The sequence below is a fragment of the Paraburkholderia panacisoli genome (assembly GCF_008369935.1).
Classification (GTDB): domain Bacteria; phylum Pseudomonadota; class Gammaproteobacteria; order Burkholderiales; family Burkholderiaceae; genus Paraburkholderia; species Paraburkholderia panacisoli.
On record NZ_VTUZ01000001.1, the window covers coordinates 273,225 to 292,935 of the forward strand.

Below are 19,711 nucleotides of genomic sequence, written 5' to 3' on the forward strand. Positions count from 1 at the left end.
CGCGACGCCACACGTTGTGAGAGTGACGTCACGTGCAACGGGCGCGGGCCCTTTGGGACCCGCGCTCGCTAATGCCGCAACCACGCCTAAGCCATCATGGACGCATGCCCCCGGCGGCATACGAGTCCCGCGTCTTTAGCTCACCAGTGAACTCCCGCGCCGATCGACGCGCCGAACTGACCGCGCGAGTCAGTGGTGCCTTGCAGCTTGTAGGCCCACTTGCCCGTATCGGACAACTGCGACACGCCGATCGCCAAAGCCGACTGGCCGCCATACGTGCCGCCAGCCATCGCGATCATGCCGCGACCCGGCAGAATCGCCTGCGGCAAACCCGCCATCGCCAACGCGGACGCCGTGCCACCATATCCATCGCGACGGACCGTGCGGATCTGGTCGTCGGTATAGCGCTTAGCCTGGCCGACCGCGCCGTCCATGCTCTGCTGCAACTGACCGACATTGGCTGCGTCGGTGGATTGCGTGCCGGCTGCGACGTTGGTGATCTGACGTTCCTGGCCGGTGACGCCGACCGATACCGTATTCGCCCGGTCCGCGACCGAGCCATGGCCCAACGCGACCGAACTGTCCGCGCTCGCGTTCGCCGCCGCGCCGAGCGCGGTCGCATTGTTGCCCCCGGCCGTCGCATTTGCGCCGGCGGCAACCGCGTTCACGCCCGTCGCCCGCGCGTTCGCACCTGCCGCGACCGAGTGCGTACCCGACGAAAACGCGCCCTCCGTATCGCGATCGCCTGCCACGCTGATGAACGGGTTCGCCGCGTTGATCATCGCGTTGCCGACCGCGCCGTTGACGGCCGCCTTCAGTTGGCCGAGATTGACCGCGTCGGATGCGTCCACGCCGTCGGCGATATTGTGGAGGACGGCGCCGCCGCTTGTAGCGCCGCCGCCGAGTGTGATGCTGTTGCGGTTGATGCTGCCATCGGGGTTCGGGTCATACATGACTGCGCCATCGAGCTTCGCGGCGATGGCCGCGCCCTGGTCACTGACCGTTTTCAACTGGGCGACGTTGACCGCATCGGTATCCGCGGTACCGGCGGCGACGTTGTGGAGGACGGCGCCGCCGCCCGCAGCGCCGCCACCGAGTGTGATGCTGTTGCGGTTGATGCTGCCATCGGGGTTCTGGTCGTACATGACCGCACTATCGAGCCTGGCGGCGGTGGCTGCGCTCTGGCCGCTTACCGTATTCAACTGGGCGACGTTGACCGCGTCGGTATCGGCGGTGCCGGCAGCGACGTTGTGGATGACGGCGCCGCCGTTCGCAGCGCTGCCACCGAGTGTGATGCTGTTGCGGTTGATGCTGCCATCGGGGTTCTGGTCATACATGACCGCACCATCGAGCCTGGCGGCGGTGGCCGCGCTCTGGTCACTCACCGTATTCAACTGGGCGACGTTGACCGCGTCGGTGTCGGCGGTGCCGGCGGCGACGTTGTGGAGGACGGCGCCGGCGCCCGCAGCGCCGCCACCGAGCGTGACGCTGTTGCGGTTGACACTGCCATCGGGGTTCTGGTCATACATGACTGCGCCATCGAGCCTGGCGGCGGTGGCCGCACCCTGGTCACTCACCGTATTCAACTGGGCCACGTTGACCGCGTCGGTATCGGCGGTGCCGGCGGCGACGTTGTGGAGGACGGCGCCGCCGCCCGCAGCGCTGCCACCGAGCGTGACGCTGTTGCGGTTGACACTGCCATCGGGGTTCTGGTCATACATGACTGCGCCATCGAGCCTGGCGGCGGTGGCCGCGCCCTGGTCACTCACCGTATTCAACTGGGCCACGTTGACCGCGTCGGTATCGGCAGTACCTGCGGCGACGTTCACAATCTGGCGTTCATTGCCGCCGGAGCCCACCGACACCGTGTTCGCGCGGTCGGCCTGGGAGTTCGGGCCGAGTGCAACCGCGTTGTCCGCGCTCGCCGACGCGCTGTAACCGAGCGCGATGCTGCCGTCGCCGCCCACGGCCGAGTACACGCCAATGGCTGTCGCGTTTAAACCGCCGGCTGTGGCCAATACGCCGATCGACGTGGCATTCGACGCGTTTGCCACGGCACCTGCGCCGAGCGCTGCCGACCCGGTTGCGCTGGCATGCGCGCCCGCGCCGACTGCGGTCGCATCAGCACCGGCTGCGCTTGCGCCGACGCCTGCCGCGAGCGCCTGCACGCCGCTCGCGTCTGCGTCCACGTCGGCAGTGTCTGCGTTGGCCTTGAAGTAACGCTGAGTACCACTTCGGGCTATCGCATCGACCTTGCCGTCGACCGCCCGCAGCTGGCTCACGTTGACGGCGTCAGTCGACTCGGCGCCCGCTGCGAGGTTGGTCAGGCGGCGCTCGTGGTGCGCGGAGCCGAGCGACACCTCCCCCGTGGGGTCCGGCGCCGCGATCAGAGTCGCGTCGAGGCCGGACGGGACGAAAGCGCGCTGATTCAGATCGGCTGTCGTCGCGGAGTCCGCGCCTAATGCGACGCTGTTGGCGGCGCTCGCGTTCGCGTTATGGCCGAGCGCGACGGCGCCGGAGTCCGCCGCGACCGCCCCGAAGCCCAGCGCGCTCGCATTGACGCCGGTCGTCTGCGCAAACGCGCCGAGCGCGACGCCGCCTGCGCCGTCGACTGCCGCCTCAGTGCCGAGCGCGACGCCGTACTCGCCCGCCGCCCGCGCCGACATACCGCCCGCGAAGGCCGCGTCGCCGCTGGTTTGCGCGTGATAGCCGACTGCGGTTGAGCCGGTGCCGGTAGCGCTCGCCAGCGAGCCAAACGCGGCCGCGGCGGCGTCAGCTGTGAGCGCGCCCGAGCCCGCCGCGATGGAGTCGAGGCCGAGCGCAGTGGCCGTCATGCCGAGCGCGGTTGCACGTTCGTTCTGCACATTGGCGTTCATGCCTACCGCGGTGGTGGCGTCGCCGACTGCATTTGCATTCAACCCCGTCGCTACGGCGCCTGCACCGAGCGCGCGAGCGTTCTGGCCGAGCGCGCTGGCGCCTGCCGCTTGCGCATTGGCGTTCAGGCCCACGGCGATCGCGCCGTCACCTTGCGTGGCGGCTTGCGTGCCGACCGCAATGGAGTTGTCGCCCTGCGCGGCCGCGGGCTCGCCTATCGCGATCGAGTAGTTGCCGGATGGATCGGCGCCCACGCCTGATCCTACGGAGCCGACGCCCGCCGCGACCGCCGGGACGCCACCCGCGAAAGCCGTCGCGGTCAGCACAGCCTGCGCGATGGCTTTTTTTCGCGCCGCCGCGCGATTCCCGCCGAATCTTGCCGGTCCGGACGCTGTGAGCGAGGTATGCGTTGCTCCTTGCCAGATTGAAGAATTTTGATTCATTGTGTCAGAGCCTCCCTGATTATTTGTGTGCGCTTTGGGCAGTGCGTGATTCGCGATGACCGGCCGGAATGCATCGCCCCGATAAAATCGCGAAAAAATGCCAAACGGTTGCGGCACTTTCCGGAACAGTGCGTTTATGCCTGTTGCACGTCCGAAATGCCCGCGACACGTCAACCGGTCAAAAGCGGCGAGCGCCAAGGCGATGGGTGTTGAATTATCCGAGCCGGTGGCGCAATTTCGATATCAGCGAAATCTTAAATCGGTGAGATAGATAAACTGTCTTTATAGAGCCGGCTTTATTTCTTGGTGGTTAGATGGATTAAAGAATATTCCGATTTTCTCTTATACCTATTTGGCGAACTCTGTGAGTTTTTTAATATTTGGCCAAATGGCATAGGTCGCGACTGATGCCGAGCTGAAAACCTGAAACTTCCGGTTTTCCCATGCGCTGGAAAAAGATGGCGCGAGCGACGCGCTTGCCCGCCCGCCCCGGCATGCCGCCGCACCTCATCGTGCCCTTCATATTCAGCGCGCTGCACATCGACCTGCGTCAACCGCTGGCGCGGGCAAACGTTCTACAATGACGGTTGTTCTCCGAAGCGAGTTTTCATGCGTAAATTTTTTCTTCCCGGCTTGACTGCCACGGTCGCCGCAAGCGCAGCGCTGGTCGCCGCTGCGGGCTTCTTTTCTCCGGCGGCCCACGCCAATGACGTGATCGTGCTCAATTCCGGCGAAGCCACGCTGAGCCTGATCGACGAGACCAGCCGCCAGGTCGTCGGCACGGTCCCGACGGGCAAGGAACCGCATCACCTGATGGCCACGCCGGACAACTCATCGCTGATCGTCGCCAACTCGGTGTCGAACAACCTGATGTTCGTCGATCCGAAGTCGGGCCAGGTGCAGCGCTGGGTCGAGAACATCGAAGACCCGTATCAGATCGGCTTTTCGCCGGACCGCAAGTGGCTCGTCACCACCGGCCTGCGCCTCGACCGTCTCGACATCTATCACTACGACGGCCAGAAGAACCAGATGACGCTGGCCTCGCGTTTGCCGCTCGCGGTCATGCCGAGCCACATGGCTTTCACGACTGACAGCAAGACGGTGTTCGTGACGCTGCAGGTGTCGGGCGAACTGGCCGCGATCGATCTACCCACGCAAACCGTGAAGTGGAAGATGAAGGTCGGCAAGGTGCCGGCGGGCCTATGGATGACGCCGGGTGAGAAATACCTGCTGGTCGGCATGACCGGCGCGGATTATGTCGCCGTGGTCGACTGGCGCTACCAGAAGATCGTCAAGACCATTCCGACGGGCAAGGGCGCGCACAACTTCCGCTCGCTGGCCGACGGCAAGCATGTGGCGGTGTCGAACCGCGTGGCGAGCACCATCAGCATCATCGACGAAGACACGCTGACGAACGTCGGCGACATCACCGGTTTGATGCCGGGGCCCGACGACATGGAACTTTCCGCGGACAAACGGTATCTGTGGGTGACGTTCCGCTTCGCGAAGCATGTCGGCATCATCGACCTGAACACGCGCAAGCTGATCCAGACGATTGCCGTTGGCCGTTCGCCGCACGGCATCTATTTCTTCAATCGCGCGCCGGTCACGGCGCCGAACGGCGCGTAGCGGGGCAGTCGCGCGGCAGCAATGCCGCACCCAGCCGAGCCATGACGGATGAAGTAACCAGACCAGCATGTTCCATCTGATTTTTTCTTCGCTCGACAGCTTTGTTTCAGCCGTGCAGACGCTGCTCTACGTCGACGTGGTGCAGCCGCTGCTGTTCCGCTTCGACCTGATGGACTACGACGAAGACACCTACGACAGCCTGTACTGGGTGATCGTGGGCGTCTTCGAAGTGCTGGCGATGTACGCGGTCCTGCGTCCGCTCGAAGCGCTGCGCCCGGTGGAGCGGTGGGAGAGCCGCAAGGCGGTGCGCATCGACGTGCTTTACACCTGGATCGCCAAGCTCGGCATTCTCAACCTGTTCTTCTTCTTCGCGCTGCAGCCGTTCTTCGACAGCGTGCAGGCGTGGCTGCGGCTGCACAACATTTCGAATATCGAGTTCGACAATCTGTGGCCCGGCGTCACCACGCAGCCGCTCGTCACGTTCGTGATGTATCTGCTGGTGCTCGACTTCGCCGGCTACTGGTATCACCGCTGGGAACACCGGATCGGCGTGTGGTGGGAACTGCACGCGGTGCATCACAGCCAGCAGCAGATGTCGCTGTGGGCCGACGACCGCAACCATCTTCTCGACGACCTGCTGCAGGCGTCGTTCTTCGCGGTGATCGCGCTGGTGATCGGCGTGCCGCCGTCGCAGTTCGTCGTGCTGGTCGCGATTACGAATCTTGCGCAGAGCGTGCAGCACGCGAACATCCGCCTGTACTTCGGCTGGCTCGGCGAGCGGCTGCTGGTCAGTCCGACGTTCCATCGCCGTCATCATGCAATCGGCTACGGCCACCAAGGGCTGAAGTACGGCTGCAACTTCGGCGTGCTGTTTCCGTGGTGGGACATGCTGTTTCGCAGCGCGTCCTGGAGCCGCGACATGGAGCCGACCGGCATCGGCGATCAGCTGGAAGGCCGGCGCTATGGCGACGGATTCTGGGCGCAGCACTGGCTCGCGTTCGTGCGCATCGCCGGGCGGCTTTCGCCGAAACGCCGCGCCGCAACCACCGAAAGCAACGACGCCGCCGCCGTTTGAGCGTCCTCATCTGAGCGCCTTTCTTCCCACGCCGGCGGTTTCCCCGGCGGCGGGTCGCGTGGTTTATCCTGTTCACGTTTGCGCGCACGCGCGTGGCCCGTTGGCCGGTTCGTTGCGCGTTTCCCTTTATTCCATCGTTTCGTTCACCGGCACCGGCTCGCATGAATGATCTGTTGCGCTCGTTCGGGCGCGCGCTCGCCAGCGCGCTCCACCCGCGCATGCTCTGGCTGACCTTCAAGCCATTTATCCTGGCGACGGTCGGATGGGGCGTGATTCTGTGGTTCTCCTGGCAGACGCTGATCGGCGGCACGCGGCTATGGCTCGATAGCTGGTCGTTCACGACCACGCTTTATCATCTGTTCGACTGGCTGGGTTTTTCGGCGCTGCATGCGGTGATCGCGCCGTTCATCGTGATTGCGATGGCGATTCCGCTGATCGTCGTCACGGTGCTGCTGCTGATCGCCACGCTGTCGATGCCCGCGGTGATCCGCTTCCTCGCCGCGCGGCAATTCCCGGGCCTCGAAATGCGCCGCGGCGGAACGTGGTACGGTAGCCTCAGCCAGGCGTTGTGGACCACGTTGGTGTGTCTGGTGCTGCTGATCGTCACGCTGCCGCTGTGGCTGGTGCCGCCGTTCTTCGCGCTGATTCCCCCGCTGCTGTGGGGCTGGCTGACCTATCGCGTGATGAGCTACGACGCGCTCGCGCTGCACGCGTCGCGCGACGAGCGGCGTGCGCTGGTGCGCCGCTTCCGGCTGCCGCTGCTGCTGATCGGCATCGCCAGCGGCCTGCTGGGTTCGCTGCCGACGCTGCTGTGGGCGTCGTCGGTCTGGCTGATCGTGCTGTTTCCGGTGATCACCGCGGTGACGATCTGGATTTATTCGTTCATCCTCGTGTTTTCGGCGCTGTGGTTCGGCTACTACTGCTTGCGCGCGCTGCAACGCATGCGGACCGAAGCGCACGGCCGCGTGCGTCACCCGGCGCCGGTTCCCTATTGATCAAACGAAAGAGGCGGCAATGGCATTTGGCGTCATCATCATCGGCGATGAAATCCTGTCGGGCAGGCGTGTCGACAAGCATCTGCCGAAGCTCATCGAGTTGCTGGGCGCGCGCGGGCTGTCGCTCAGCTGGGCGGAGTACATCGGCGACGACCCCGAGCGCATCACGGCGACGCTGAGGCGCACGTTCGCGTCGGGCGACATCGTGTTCTCCACGGGCGGCATCGGCGCCACGCCGGACGACCACACGCGCCAATGCGCGGCGGCCGCGCTCGGCGTGCCGCTGGAATTGCATCCGGAGGCCGCGAAGCTGATTCAGGAGCGCATCCGCGACATGTATCCGGCCAATGCCGCGACGCCGCTCGATCTGGATTCGCCCGAAAACCGGCATCGCCTGAATATGGGCACGTACCCGCAGGGCGCGTCGATCGTTCCGAACGGTTACAACAAGATTCCCGGCTTCTCGATCAGGCATCACCATTTCGTCCCGGGCTTCCCGGTGATGGCGTGGCCGATGATCGAATGGGTGCTGGATACGCACTACACTCACCTGCATCACGCGATGCCGCATGCGGAGAAGTCGCTGCTGGTGTTCGAGTTGCCCGAATCGCGCCTGACGCCGCTGATGGAGAAAATCGAGCGCGATTTTCCGGGCGTGCGGGTGTTCAGTCTGCCGAGCGTCGGCGATGCGGCGCGCGGCGCGCTGTATGCGCGGCATCACATCGACCTCGGGGTGAAGGGCGAGCCGGAAGCGGTGGCTGCTGCCTTCGTGAAACTGCGGGAGGGTGTGCATCTGCTAGGCGGCGATATCGTCGAGCCGGAGTCGCCGGCGGCGAAGCAGAAGGGTTGATCGGCGAGGCATTCGCCGGCCGCATCATCGGCCTGTCACATTCGACGCCGCCGGTGGGTCAGTCATTGAGCGCGAAGCCAGACCGCGCGGCTTCCACGCATGCGGGTAGTGCAGGGCCGATCAGCGGCTCTCACGCCGCAGCCCCGCATCGCCCGCTTCCTGCTGCCCGCGTGCATTCACGCGCCGATCCACGGCAAGCCGCGAAAGCACCATCCCGACACCGTCTTCCGATGCCCCTGGCCGTCCTTGTCGCCTTCGAAACCTTCCAGCAGGTCATACGCCTTCGTGAAGCCGGTTTGAGCGGCGGCGATGGCGGCGAGCTTCGAACGCGCGGCGCTGCGGCACAGAAACAGCACCGGCGTATCGTGCGACGCCACCTGACTCAATTGCGCAAGGAACTCCTGATTCGGCACTGCGCCCGGATAACGCGTCCATTCCACGTGCGCGTATTGTCCGTCGCCGATGACCGGCCGGCCGACCCAATCGAGTTCGGCACGCGTGCGCACGTCGATCAGACGCGTGCGCGGGTCGAGTTGCAGCAGTTCGAATGCTTCGGCGGGCGATACCGCGCCCGCGTAGGGCAGATGGTTCTCGTTGCGGCGAGCATCCGCCTGGGCGTACAGCTGTTCGAGCGTGCTCATGAGCGTCAATCTCCTTGACCAAATGAATATTCTAGCGCGTGGCGCACGAGCCACGCGTGACGCGGCGCGAGGGGGAGCGACGCGGCGATCGTGCCCGTTGTTGCAGCCCTTGCGCTCACTCATGGTGCATTTTTGGAAAGATGCACCAAAACAAGGATCGGCGTGGCCTTTGTTCTGACGAACGCACTAATGTGGTGCGAATACGGATTAACCGATTTCAGCGTAGCATGCCGGGGCGGTGCGCCGATTCCCCGCGAATGCGCGCACAGCAAGGTTTTGCGCCGGCTTGGCGCATGGGTGGCACAGAAGCTGCTTTATTGGTTCCGATCGACTTGTCCGGCAAGACTTTCTGCCAGTTCCACCGATTCAGGGTGGACGCGCCGGGACGGGTCAGCTAGATTGGGCGGCGGCTGAATCCGCCGAATTCGTTAATCAGGAGATAGGTTATGAGTAAATCCGTGGCCGACGTCGTTCAACTCGTCAAAGACGAAGACGTCAAGTTTGTCGACTTCCGTTTCACCGACACGCGCGGCAAAGAGCAACACGTTTCGGTGCCGGTGTCGGCATTCGATGAAGACAAGTTCGAAAGCGGCCATGCGTTTGACGGTTCGTCGATTGCCGGCTGGAAGGGCATCGAAGCATCGGACATGTTGTTGGTCCCCGACGCGAATACGGCCTTCATCGACCCGTTCTATGAAGAATCGACCCTCGTGCTGACCTGCGACGTCGTCGAACCGGCTGACGGCAAGGGCTATGAACGCGACCCGCGCTCGCTCGCGAAGCGCGCTGAAGCGTACCTGAAGAGCACGGGCCTGGGCGACACCGCCTTCTTCGGTCCGGAACCGGAATTCTTCATTTTCGACTCGGTCCAGTGGAACACGGACCAGTCGGGCTGCTTCATCAAGATCGGTTCGGAAGAAGCACCGTGGTCGTCGGCGAAGGAATTCGAAGGCGGCAACACCGGTCACCGTCCCGGCACGAAGGGCGGCTACTTCCCGGTAGCGCCGGTCGACACGTTCCAGGACATCCGTTCGGAAATGTGCCTGTTGCTCGAACAGATCGGCATCCCGGTCGAAGTACACCACCACGAAGTCGCGGGCCAGGGCCAGAACGAAATCGGCACCAAGTTCTCGACGCTGGTGCAACGCGCCGACTGGCTGCAGCAGATGAAGTACATCATCCATAACGTCGCGCACACGTACGGCAAGACGGCCACGTTCATGCCGAAGCCGGTCGTCGGCGACAACGGTTCGGGCATGCACGTCCACCAGTCGATCTGGAAGGACGGCCAGAACCTGTTCGCAGGCAATGGCTACGCAGGTCTGTCGGAATTCGCGTTGTTCTACATCGGCGGCATCATCAAGCATGCACGCGCGCTGAACGCGATCACGAACCCGGGTACGAACTCGTACAAGCGTCTCGTGCCGCACTTCGAAGCACCGGTCAAGCTGGCTTACTCGGCTCGCAACCGCTCGGCATCGATCCGTATTCCGCACGTGTCGAACCCGAAGGGCCGCCGTATCGAAACGCGCTTCCCGGATCCGCTGGCGAATCCGTACCTGTGCTTCTCCGCGCTGATGATGGCGGGTCTGGACGGCGTGCAGAACAAGATTCACCCGGGCGAAGCCGCCGACAAGAACCTGTACGACCTGCCGCCGGAAGAGGATGCAAAGATCCCGACCGTGTGCGCCGGCCTCGACCAGGCTCTGGACTCGCTCGACGCGGACCGCGAATTCCTGACGCGCGGCGGCGTGTTCACGGACTCGATGCTCGACGCGTACATCGAACTGAAGACGGGCGAGCTGCAACGCTATCGTCAGTCGGTGCATCCGATCGAATTCGAAATGTACTACTCGCTGTAAGCGGCCATGGCGCTTCGCCCTTCACCCGGCGAAGCGCTTTGCCCGACGCTCGCGATCGGTCACGAAGGGACGGCGGCGCCGTCCCTTTTTCGTTAGGCCGCGCCGAGTCATCGCGAAGTCCGGGCAGTGAGCAACACACAAAAAGCGGCACACCTGATTTTTCACCATCTCCTATCGGCCAGACTGCAAGATGGTTCTCAAGAATCTGATCAAGGCAAGAAAGGGACACGAGCAGACGCTGTCGGACGATGCGCAACTCGTGAGTTCCGGTTTGCTGCCGGGCTTCGAGACGTTGCCGACCGTCGTGCTGGTGCTGGAGAAGCGAACGCTACGCGTCGCGTTCGCGAACCCGTCGGCGGAGTCGATGCTGGAATTGTCGCGCCGGCAACTGACGCAGATGACGTGGCCCGACATCTTTTCGAATGCGGACGAACTGGTCGCGACCATCACGGCGATCGCCGCGCATCGTTTTCACGCGACGCATCTGGACGCCGTGCTCGAGCGTCCGGGCCACGAACCGCTGCATGTGCATGCGATCGTCGGCTTTCTGGAGAGCGCGCAGGACTACGTGCTGCTCGAACTGTTCGAGAACGAGCGGCACTTGCGCTCCGACCGCGAGGAGCGCATCAACGACCTCACCGCGGTCAACAAGCAACTGATCCGCAATCTCGCGCACGAGATCAAGAATCCGTTAGGCGGGATTCGCGGCGCGGCGCAACTGCTCGAGTTCGAACTCGGCGAGCGTCAGCGCGACGAGTTGCGCGAATACACGCAGGTCATCATCAAGGAATCGGACCGGTTGCAAACGCTGGTCGACCGCTTGCTCGAACCGCACCGTCATCCGCATATCGTCGGCGACGTGAATATTCACGAGGTCTGCGAACGCGTGCGCCAGGTGATTCTCGCGGAGTTTCCGCGCGGCCTCACGATCGAGCGCGATTACGACGTGAGCGTGCCGGACTTGCGCGGCGACAAGGAGCAGCTGATCCAGGCGCTCCTGAACATCGTGCGCAATGCGGCCGAAGCGTTGCGCGAACGCATTTCGCAGGGCGATGCGCGGATCGAATTGCGCACCCGCATCGCGCGCAAGATCACCGTGTCGAAACGTTTATGTAAGCTGGCACTGGACTTGCATATCGTTGACAACGGCCCAGGCATTCCCGAGGAAATCCGTGACCGCATTTTCTATCCGCTCGTGTCGGGGCGCGAGGACGGCAGCGGTCTCGGTCTGACGCTCGCGCAGACTTTCGTGCAACAGCACGATGGCCTGATCGAAGTGGAAAGCCGGCCCGGCCACACCGAGTTTCAGATTTTGCTGCCGCTCGACTGCTAACCCCAAACGCATCTCAAGACTTCTGACCGACCCATATGAAGCCGATCTGGATAGTAGACGACGATCAATCAATTCGCTGGGTGCTCGAAAAAGCGCTCGCCCGCGAAAACTTCGCGACTCGCAGCTTCGCGAACGTCCGCGAGGCTTCGGCCGCGCTCGAACACGAAAGCCCGCAGGTGCTGGTGTCCGACATCAGGATGCCGGGAGGCTCCGGCCTCGAACTGCTGCAAACCGTGCGCGACAAGGTGCCGGGCTTGCCCGTCATTATCATGACGGCGTTCTCGGATCTGGATAGCGCGGTCGCCGCCTTTCAGGGCGGGGCGTTCGAGTATCTCGCCAAACCGTTCGACGTCGACAAGGCGGTCGAACTGATCCGCCGCGCGGTGGACGAAAGCATGCGCGGTGAGCAGACGTGGGACGACCGCGTTGCCGAAGCCCCCGAAATGCTCGGCCAGGCGCCGGCGATGCAGGACATGTTTCGCGCGATCGGCCGCCTGTCGCATTCGGCGGCCACCGTGCTCATTACCGGCGAATCAGGCACCGGGAAGGAACTGGTCGCGCGTGCGTTGCACCGACATAGCCCACGCGCGAACGGTCCTTTCATTGCACTGAACACTGCCGCGATTCCGAAAGATCTGTTGGAATCCGAACTATTCGGCCATGAGCGCGGCGCGTTCACCGGCGCGCAGGCGATGCGCCAAGGCCGTTTCGAGCAGGCCGAGAACGGCACGCTGTTTCTCGACGAAATCGGCGACATGCCGTTCGATCTGCAGACCCGGCTTTTGCGGGTGCTGTCGGACGGGCAGTTCTATCGCGTCGGCGGTCACAATCCGCTGCGCGCGAATGTGCGCGTGATCGCGGCGACGCACCAGAATCTCGAATCGCGTGTTCGTCAGGGGCTGTTTCGCGAGGACTTGTATCACCGGTTGAACGTCATCCGCTTGCGCTTGCCGGCGTTGCGCGAACGCAGCGAAGACATTCCGCTGCTCACGCGGCACTTCCTGCAAAAGAGCGCGCGCGATCTCGGCGTCGAGCCCAAGCGCGTGTCCGAAGAGGCGCTCGCGTATCTCGCGTCGCTGCCGTTTCCGGGCAACGTGCGTCAGCTGGAGAACCTGGCCAACTGGCTCACCGTGATGGCGCCCGCGCAGACCATCGAGAGCAAGGACTTGCCGCCGGACCTCGTTCCCGCGCAAGCCGGTGTCAACGATCTCGCGAGCGGCGGTGCGGTAGCCGGCACGGGTGACGAGGGCTTCGGCGGGGTTGCGCCGGGCAACGCCGCGAATGCCGCGGTTCATCCGGCCGGCGCTGCGAGCATGGCAGTCGCGACGGCGGTCAGCGCGTGGGAGGGCGGTCTGCGCACCGAAGTGGCGCGGATGCTGCGCGAAAACGCGGCAGACGTGATGGACGAACTCGCACGCCGTTTCGAAGCGGCGGTGATTCGCGAGGCGCTCGACTTCACGCGCGGGCGCAAGGTCGAAGCGGCCGAGCGTCTGGGCATCGGCCGCAATACGATTACACGCAAGATCCAGGAGCTCAATCTCGAGCCCTGATTGCCGTGTCGATGCAGGCCGGGGCGGCGCGTATGCGGCCTCGGCCTGTGGTCCGTTGCCGGTTGGTTGAACGGGCCTCGGGCGCCCACAAGGCATAATCAACGCTGTTTCCATTCGACAGCCGACGATGCCCGCTTCTCCCGCTCCTTTCTCCTGGCCGCTTTCCCCCGATCCTTTTCTTGCGCTCGAAACGCTCGACGCCCCCGACGCGCTCGCGTGGGTCGAGCGGCAGAACGCGCGTACGCGTGCAGCGTGGTGCAGCGGCGCGTCGTTCGAGACGCTCCGGCAGCGGCTCGCCGACGCGTATCTGCCGCGCGAGCGTCCGGTGATTCCCGATCGCTGGATGGATTGGGCCTACGATCTGTGGCAGGACGAACGTAATCCGAAAGGCCTCTGGCGGCGCACGACATGGGCGGCATGGCGCAGCGGCGCGCCGGTCTGGCAGAACCTGCTCGATTTCGACGCGCTCGGCGCGGCCGAAGGCACGCCGTGGGTATGTGTCGAACTCGACATTCTTTATCCGGAAGGCGATCGCGCGCTGATCACGATGTCGCCGGGCGGCTCGGATGCGCAGGTGGTGCGCGAGTTCGACATCGACGCGCAACGGTTCGTCGACGACGGCTTCGTGATCGCGAAGGCGGGCAAGCACACGGCGTCGTGGATTGATCGGGACACGCTTTACGTCGGCTGGGACAATGGCCGTAAGTCGCTGACGCGCTCCGGATATCCGCGCGAGGTGCGGCGCTGGACGCGCGGTACGGCGCTGGCCGACGCGCCGGTGGTGTTCCGGGGCGCGTTCGGCGATATCGGCGTGGAAGCGCATTACGATCCGGTCGAGCGGCGGCATACGGTGGTGAGCAGTGTCGATTTCTTCGACTCGCACACGTACTACCTCGATAGCGCCGAAGGCACAGTCGATGCATGGCGCCAGTACGACGTGCCGGCGCACGTCGCGGTGGGCGGCTGGCAAGGCTGGCTGCTGCTCGAACCGCGTCTCGACTGGCACTGCGACAGCGTGCGCTATCCCGGCGGCGCATTGCTGGCGATCCGCGAAGCCGCGTTTTTCCGAGGTGAGCGCGAGGTGGTGCCGCTCTTCACGCCGACGCCGCTGACCTCGGCCTGCGAGTGGACGCATACGCGCAATCACCTGATCGTGTCGTACCTCGACGACGTGCGTAGCAAGACCTTGCTGTGGACGCCGTCGCAAGGCGCGGATCAGGCGTGGCATTGGCAGCAGCGTGCGTTTCCGTCGCATGACGACGCGCAAGCCGACGTGTCGCCCGTCGAGCCGACGCTGAACGACGAAGTGTTCGTCGATACGGATGACTATCTGGAGCCGCCTGCCTACTGGCTCGCCGACCTCGCGCGCGCAGATCTGAGCGAGTGGGAGTTGATCGACCGCTGGCCGACCCAGTTCGACGCGACGCGCTTTGCCGTCACGCGCGGACATGCGGTGTCGGCGGATGGCACGCAGGTGCCGTACACGGTGATTGCGCCGCGGCGGGCCCCGCAGTCGTCCACGCAGGCGCACGCTGCTGGTCCTTGCTTACTCGGCGGCTATGGCGGCTTCGCGATCCCGTTGCTGCCGAGTTATCTGACGGGGCAGGGCATCGGCTGGCTCGAACGTGGCGGCGTGTATGTGGTCGCGCATATTCGCGGCGGCGGCGAATTCGGCACGCGGTGGCACACGGCGGCACAGGGCGAGCATCGCCAGAGGGCCTTCGACGACTTCATCGCGGTAGCCGAAGCGCTCGTCAGTAGCGGCGTGACGAGCGCCGCGCAGCTCGGCATCCAGGGTGGCAGCAACGGTGGTTTGCTGGTGGCGGCCTGCATGGTGCAACGTCCTGAGTTGTTCGGCGCCGTGGTGTGCGAGGTGCCCTTGCTCGATATGAGTCGCTATCACCTGTTGCACGCGGGTGCGTCATGGATCGACGAATATGGCGACCCTGACGAACCCGCCGACGCGCGCTCGCTCGCCGCTTACTCGCCGTATCACTGCGTGTCGGCGGGCGTTGCATATCCGCCCGTGCTGTTCACCACTTCGACTGCCGACGACCGCGTGCATCCCGGCCACGCGCGCAAGATGGCCGCGCGCATGCAGGCGCTGGGCGCGCAACAGGTCTGGTATCGGGAGAACACGGAAGGCGGGCACGGCGGCTCCGATGAACTGGAGCAGGCCGAGCATGATGCGATGGTGTTCGAGTTCTTGTGGAGCGTGTTGGGCGGCACTACGCCTGTCGATGCAACGGCGTGAGCCCACGCATCCGTACGCGCATGCGGTGCGACACGTAGGCCACGCCTCGCACCGTTGAATCGAAGACTCAGCCGAGTTGTGCGACCACCGGCGCGTGGTCCGATGGCTGGTCCCATTTGCGCGGCACCTTGTCGATATCGCAGGACGAACACACGTCGGCCAGCGCTTTCGACAGCAGAATGTGGTCGATGCGCAGACCCGCATTGCGGCGGAACGCCATCATCCGGTAGTCCCACCACGAGTAGATCTTGTCCTGCTGCTCGAACTGGCGGAACGCATCGAGAAGGCCGAGTCCGATCAGCTGCACGAACGCGGCGCGTTCTTCGGGCGACACCAGGTTCTGGCCTTCCCACGCTTTCGGGTCGTGCACGTCGCGATCTTCCGGCGCGATGTTGTAGTCGCCGAGCAGCGCGAGCTTCGGATGCAGCGCCATCTCGCTCGCAATCCAGTCGTGCAGCGCGGCGAGCCAGCGCAGCTTGTACGCGAACTTCTCGGTGCCCGGCGCCTGGCCGTTCGGGAAGTACGCGCAGATGATGCGCACACCTTCGATGGTTGCCGCGATCACGCGCTGCTGCGGATCTTCGAAACCCGGAATGTTGCGCACGATGTTGCTTTCGTCGACGTTCAGGCCGTCGCGCACGAGAATGCCGACGCCGTTATAGGTTTTCTGACCGGCATACCAGCTGCGGTAGCCTTTCTCCGCGAGTTCGACGTGCGGAAATTTTTCGTCGGGCAGCTTCAGTTCCTGCAGACACAGTACGTCGGCGCGGCTCGTTTCGAGCCAGTCGATCACGTGTTGCTGGCGGACTTTAAGGGAATTGACGTTCCACGTCGCGATTTTCATGACATTCTCACAGTCTTGCTGGGCAAGGATTCATGGGGGCGCGCCCTGGCGTTTCGATCGGGCGCCCCGGCTTGCCGCGCGTCTTCGGGGCGACCAGCAGTCGACCCCCGGCGCGGGTGCTGGCGCGGTCGATGCGCGGGCAGTTTCGATAGCCTCGCATCTTATCGCGCGGGAGCGGGGGCTGTGAAATTGCGTCCGTGGTTGGGAGAAAATAAAAGCGTGATCTGCCGATGCCGCAGCGTATAGTGGGATCACATACACATTCGCATGCCTGCGAGTTGGAGAGTCATCATGGCCGAACTTTACCCATCCGTTTATAAGGACTTCGAAGTGCATCCGCTAGTGTTTTCGCGGACGTTCGACAAATTCGACGGTCATAAGCGTTCTGCCGAAGGCTACGATGTCGCGGTGCGTGTGTGCCGTCCGGGTGCGATCAGCGGTTCGAAGGCGAGCCGCGTGTTTCGTCTGCCGCTACACGCCACGATCTCCGATTTCGGTGTGGCGAAACGCAGCGCGAGCCAGTACGGCGCGGATATTATCGACGGCAAGGTGGAAGGGGCGACGGTCGAGGATCTTTGATGCGCGCGTCGGTACGCATCGTCGATTGAGAAATAGTTCGCGCAATGGTTTGACGTTTTGCTTACGTCCCGATATAATCTTTTTTCTCTGACGCGGGGTGGAGCAGTCTGGCAGCTCGTCGGGCTCATAACCCGAAGGTCGTAGGTTCAAATCCTACCCCCGCAACCAAGCATTACGTAGAAAGCCTTGATTTCGAGCCGAAATCAAGGCTTTTTGCTTTTCAGGGTCGCTCTGATCGGAGCCAGGCTGCACGTTCATACAACGCCGCATTTAGACGCCAGGATGTGTGCGCAGCCTTAAAAACAAATAAATTTCTCCATGCAGCGATGAAGCACGGCGCGTTCGTCTTTTCCAACCGCGGCACTTGATGGATGCCACCCGCGATGTTGACCTTCCACTCGTCAACGAAGTTGCGATTCACACCTGATCGACCGTCATGTAAAAGCCCGCAGGCGCGAGCCATGCGGGCTTTGTAGCTTCTGACCCGGTGTTCGCATTGCGCGTGCGATCAACCGCACGCACATCTGCGTCACTGCGCCCCGATCGCCCACTCGACCGCCGCTTGCGCATGCAACGCGGTCGTATCGAACACCGGCAGCACCGAATCTTCCGGCTTGATCAGCAGCGTGATTTCGGTGCAGCCGAGAATCACCGCTTGCGCACCACGCGCGGCCAGCGCTTCGATCACGCGCCGATACACTGCACGCGACGCATCGATCACGTTGCCGTGACACAGCTCGTCGTAAATGATGCGGTGCACGTCCGCGCGTCCGGCTTCATCGGGGACCAGCGTCTCCAGGCCATAGCGCTCACGCAAACGTCCTGTATAAAACGTCTGCTCCATCGTATAGCGCGTGCCGAGCAAGCCGACCCGCTCGATACCCGCTGCCCGCAGCGCCTCGCCGGTCGGATCGGCGATATGCAGGAACGGCACCTTGATCGCCTGCTCGATCGACTCGTACACGCGATGCATCGTGTTGGTCGCAAGCATCACCAGATCGGCGCCGCCGCGTTCGAGCTGAAGCGCGGCATCCGCCATCTGCTGACCGAGCGCGGCCCAGTCGCCCGCGCGCTGGTTCGCCTCGATCGGCGCGAAGTCGACCGTGAGCATCAGACTGCGCGCGTTGTGATGACCACCGAGGCGTGCCTTCGCATGCCGGTTGAGGAGTTTGTAATACTCGGTGGACGACTCCCAGCTCATCCCGCCGATTACGCCGATCGTTTTCATCTGCCCGCTCCATGTACGGATGACGGCATCCGGACCACCCGGCACCACCGCTCTGAAGGCCGAGTATAGGCGCGCAGCGGCGCGCGCCGCCGGTACGGATTGCGCGCCGCGCGCCGGTACGGGCATCGCGAGAAAACCCCGCACGAGCTTTCTGGCGCCGATAGAATCGTACGCATCCAAAGCGGGAAGCGGTCAAAGGGAGCGATACATGGAGTTGATCATCCGCCGCGCGATGCTGCCGCCTGGCGCCGCGTCGCAGCACAAACAACCGGTCGACATCGGCATCGACGCGGGCCGCATCGTCGCAGTCGAGCCGAATCTGGCCGCGAGCGCGGCCAAAGAAATCGACGCGGCCGGCTCGCTCGTGACGCCGCCGTTCGTCGATCCGCATTTCCACATGGACGCGACGCTGTCGTACGGCTTGCCGCGTGTGAACGCTTCGGGCACGCTGCTCGAAGGCATTGCGCTGTGGGGCGAACTGAAGCCCGATCTGACCCAGGCGGCGCTCGTCGAACGCGCGTTGCAGTATTGCGACTGGGCGGTAGCGCGCGGCCTGCTGGCGATCCGCAGCCACGTCGACGTATGCGATCCGCGCTTGCTTGCGGTCGAAGCGCTGCTCGAAGTGAAACGCCGGGTCGCGCCGTATCTCGACCTGCAACTAGTCGCGTTTCCGCAGGACGGTGTGTTGCGCAGCGCCGGCGCGTTCGAGAACCTCAAGCGGGCAATCGCGATGGGCGTCGACGTGGTCGGCGGCATTCCGCATTTCGAGCGCACCATGGCCGATGGCGCGCAGTCGGTGCGCCTGCTGTGCGAGTACGCAGCGGAGCAGGGCTTGCGCGTCGACATGCATTGCGACGAATCGGACGATCCCATGTCGCGCCACATCGAAACGCTCGCGGCCGAAACGCAACGGCTCGGCTTGCAGGGGCGCGTCACCGGCTCGCATCTGACGTCGATGCATTCGATGGACAACTACTATGTCAGCAAGCTGCTGCCGTTGATGCGCGAGTCGGGCGTCGCCGCGATCGCGAATCCGCTGATCAACATCACGCTGCAGGGACGCAGCGACACGTATCCGAAGCGGCGCGGCATGACGCGCGTGCCGGAGATGATGGCGGCCGGCATCAACGTCGCGTTCGGCCACGACTGCGTGATGGACCCGTGGTACAGCCTCGGTTCAGGCGACATGCTCGAAGTCGCGCACATGGGCTTGCACGTCGCGCAGATGACGGGCGTCGACGGGATGCATGCGTGTTTCGACGCGGTCACGGTGAATGCCGCGCGGATTCTCGGTCTCGAAGGTTATGGTGTCGCGCCGGGATGCGCGGCCAATCTCGTGCTGCTCGACGCGCGCGATCCGGTCGAAGCGATCCGCTTGCGCGCGGCGCGGCTCGCGGTGGTGAGCCGTGGCAAGGTGGTGAGCCGTGCGCCGGCCGCTCGCGCGGCGCTGTCGCTTGAAGGGCGTCCCGCGCAGGTGGACTTCAAACTGCATCGCAGTTAGTGGTTGCCGCGTAGCGGCTTGGTGTGCGCATGAAAAAAGCCGGCGCCTGCTCA

14 protein-coding genes and 1 tRNA gene are annotated in these 19,711 nt (G+C 64.1%); 11 read left to right on the forward strand and 4 right to left on the reverse strand.

Features of this window, described 5'->3' with window-relative positions; translation table 11 throughout:
- Positions 1 to 140: 140 nt before the first annotated feature.
- Positions 141 to 3,317 carry a YadA family autotransporter adhesin gene (locus FVF58_RS01285; protein WP_149668139.1) on the reverse strand — a complete coding sequence of 1,059 codons (3,177 nt, stop codon included), beginning with the start codon at positions 3,315 to 3,317 and terminating at the stop codon, positions 141 to 143.
- Between the two features lie 609 nt (positions 3,318 to 3,926).
- Between FVF58_RS01285 and FVF58_RS01290 the strand changes: the two genes are divergently transcribed.
- From FVF58_RS01290 to FVF58_RS01305, 4 genes are all read left to right on the forward strand, one after another.
- Positions 3,927 to 4,946 (forward strand): YVTN family beta-propeller repeat protein, encoded by a 1,020-nt coding sequence (locus tag FVF58_RS01290; protein ID WP_149668140.1) that lies wholly within the window; start codon positions 3,927 to 3,929, stop codon positions 4,944 to 4,946.
- 67 nt (positions 4,947 to 5,013) lie between these two features.
- Positions 5,014 to 6,021 (forward strand): sterol desaturase family protein, encoded by a 1,008-nt coding sequence (locus tag FVF58_RS01295; RefSeq protein ID WP_149668141.1) that lies wholly within the window; start codon positions 5,014 to 5,016, stop codon positions 6,019 to 6,021.
- Positions 6,022 to 6,182: 161 nt separating this feature from the next.
- Positions 6,183 to 7,016 (forward strand): EI24 domain-containing protein, encoded by an 834-nt coding sequence (locus FVF58_RS01300; protein ID WP_149668142.1) that lies wholly within the window; start codon positions 6,183 to 6,185, stop codon positions 7,014 to 7,016.
- A 19-nt stretch (positions 7,017 to 7,035) separates the two neighbouring features.
- Positions 7,036 to 7,866: a competence/damage-inducible protein A gene (locus FVF58_RS01305; RefSeq protein ID WP_149668143.1), complete on the forward strand. Its 831-nt coding sequence runs from the start codon at positions 7,036 to 7,038 to the stop codon at positions 7,864 to 7,866.
- A gap of 176 nt (positions 7,867 to 8,042) precedes the next feature.
- Here FVF58_RS01305 and FVF58_RS01310 read toward each other — a convergent pair whose 3' ends face one another.
- Entirely contained in the window at positions 8,043 to 8,507 is a 465-nt protein-coding gene (locus FVF58_RS01310) for a rhodanese-like domain-containing protein (RefSeq protein WP_149668144.1), read from the reverse strand.
- A gap of 446 nt (positions 8,508 to 8,953) precedes the next feature.
- Here FVF58_RS01310 and glnA point away from each other — a divergent pair, with 446 nt between their 5' ends.
- The 4 genes from glnA (at position 8,954) to FVF58_RS01330 (ending at position 15,506) form a co-directional block, all read left to right on the forward strand.
- On the forward strand, positions 8,954 to 10,369 hold the full coding sequence (glnA, locus tag FVF58_RS01315; RefSeq protein WP_149668145.1) for a type I glutamate--ammonia ligase: 1,416 nt from the start codon (positions 8,954 to 8,956) through the stop codon (positions 10,367 to 10,369).
- A 190-nt stretch (positions 10,370 to 10,559) separates the two neighbouring features.
- Positions 10,560 to 11,702 carry a nitrogen regulation protein NR(II) gene (glnL, locus tag FVF58_RS01320; RefSeq protein ID WP_149668146.1) on the forward strand — a complete coding sequence of 381 codons (1,143 nt, stop codon included), beginning with the start codon at positions 10,560 to 10,562 and terminating at the stop codon, positions 11,700 to 11,702.
- Positions 11,703 to 11,737: 35 nt separating this feature from the next.
- Positions 11,738 to 13,252 carry a nitrogen regulation protein NR(I) gene (gene ntrC, locus FVF58_RS01325; protein WP_149668147.1) on the forward strand — a complete coding sequence of 505 codons (1,515 nt, stop codon included), beginning with the start codon at positions 11,738 to 11,740 and terminating at the stop codon, positions 13,250 to 13,252.
- Between the two features lie 127 nt (positions 13,253 to 13,379).
- Positions 13,380 to 15,506, forward strand: a complete 2,127-nt coding sequence (locus FVF58_RS01330) for a prolyl oligopeptidase family serine peptidase (RefSeq protein ID WP_149668148.1) — start codon at positions 13,380 to 13,382, stop codon at positions 15,504 to 15,506.
- Positions 15,507 to 15,573: 67 nt separating this feature from the next.
- Here FVF58_RS01330 and xth read toward each other — a convergent pair whose 3' ends face one another.
- Positions 15,574 to 16,350 carry an exodeoxyribonuclease III gene (xth, locus tag FVF58_RS01335; protein WP_149668149.1) on the reverse strand — a complete coding sequence of 259 codons (777 nt, stop codon included), beginning with the start codon at positions 16,348 to 16,350 and terminating at the stop codon, positions 15,574 to 15,576.
- A gap of 291 nt (positions 16,351 to 16,641) precedes the next feature.
- Here xth and FVF58_RS01340 point away from each other — a divergent pair, with 291 nt between their 5' ends.
- Entirely contained in the window at positions 16,642 to 16,929 is a 288-nt protein-coding gene (locus FVF58_RS01340) for a hypothetical protein (protein ID WP_149668150.1), read from the forward strand.
- Positions 16,930 to 17,020: 91 nt separating this feature from the next.
- A tRNA-Met gene (locus FVF58_RS01345) sits at positions 17,021 to 17,097 on the forward strand.
- A 361-nt stretch (positions 17,098 to 17,458) separates the two neighbouring features.
- Here FVF58_RS01345 and FVF58_RS01350 read toward each other — a convergent pair.
- Positions 17,459 to 18,157 (reverse strand): aspartate/glutamate racemase family protein, encoded by a 699-nt coding sequence (locus tag FVF58_RS01350; RefSeq protein WP_149668151.1) that lies wholly within the window; start codon positions 18,155 to 18,157, stop codon positions 17,459 to 17,461.
- A 208-nt stretch (positions 18,158 to 18,365) separates the two neighbouring features.
- Between FVF58_RS01350 and FVF58_RS01355 the strand changes: the two genes are divergently transcribed.
- Positions 18,366 to 19,658, forward strand: coding sequence for an amidohydrolase family protein (locus FVF58_RS01355; protein ID WP_149668152.1), 1,293 nt, complete (start codon positions 18,366 to 18,368; stop codon positions 19,656 to 19,658).
- The last annotated feature ends 53 nt before the right edge of the window (positions 19,659 to 19,711 follow it).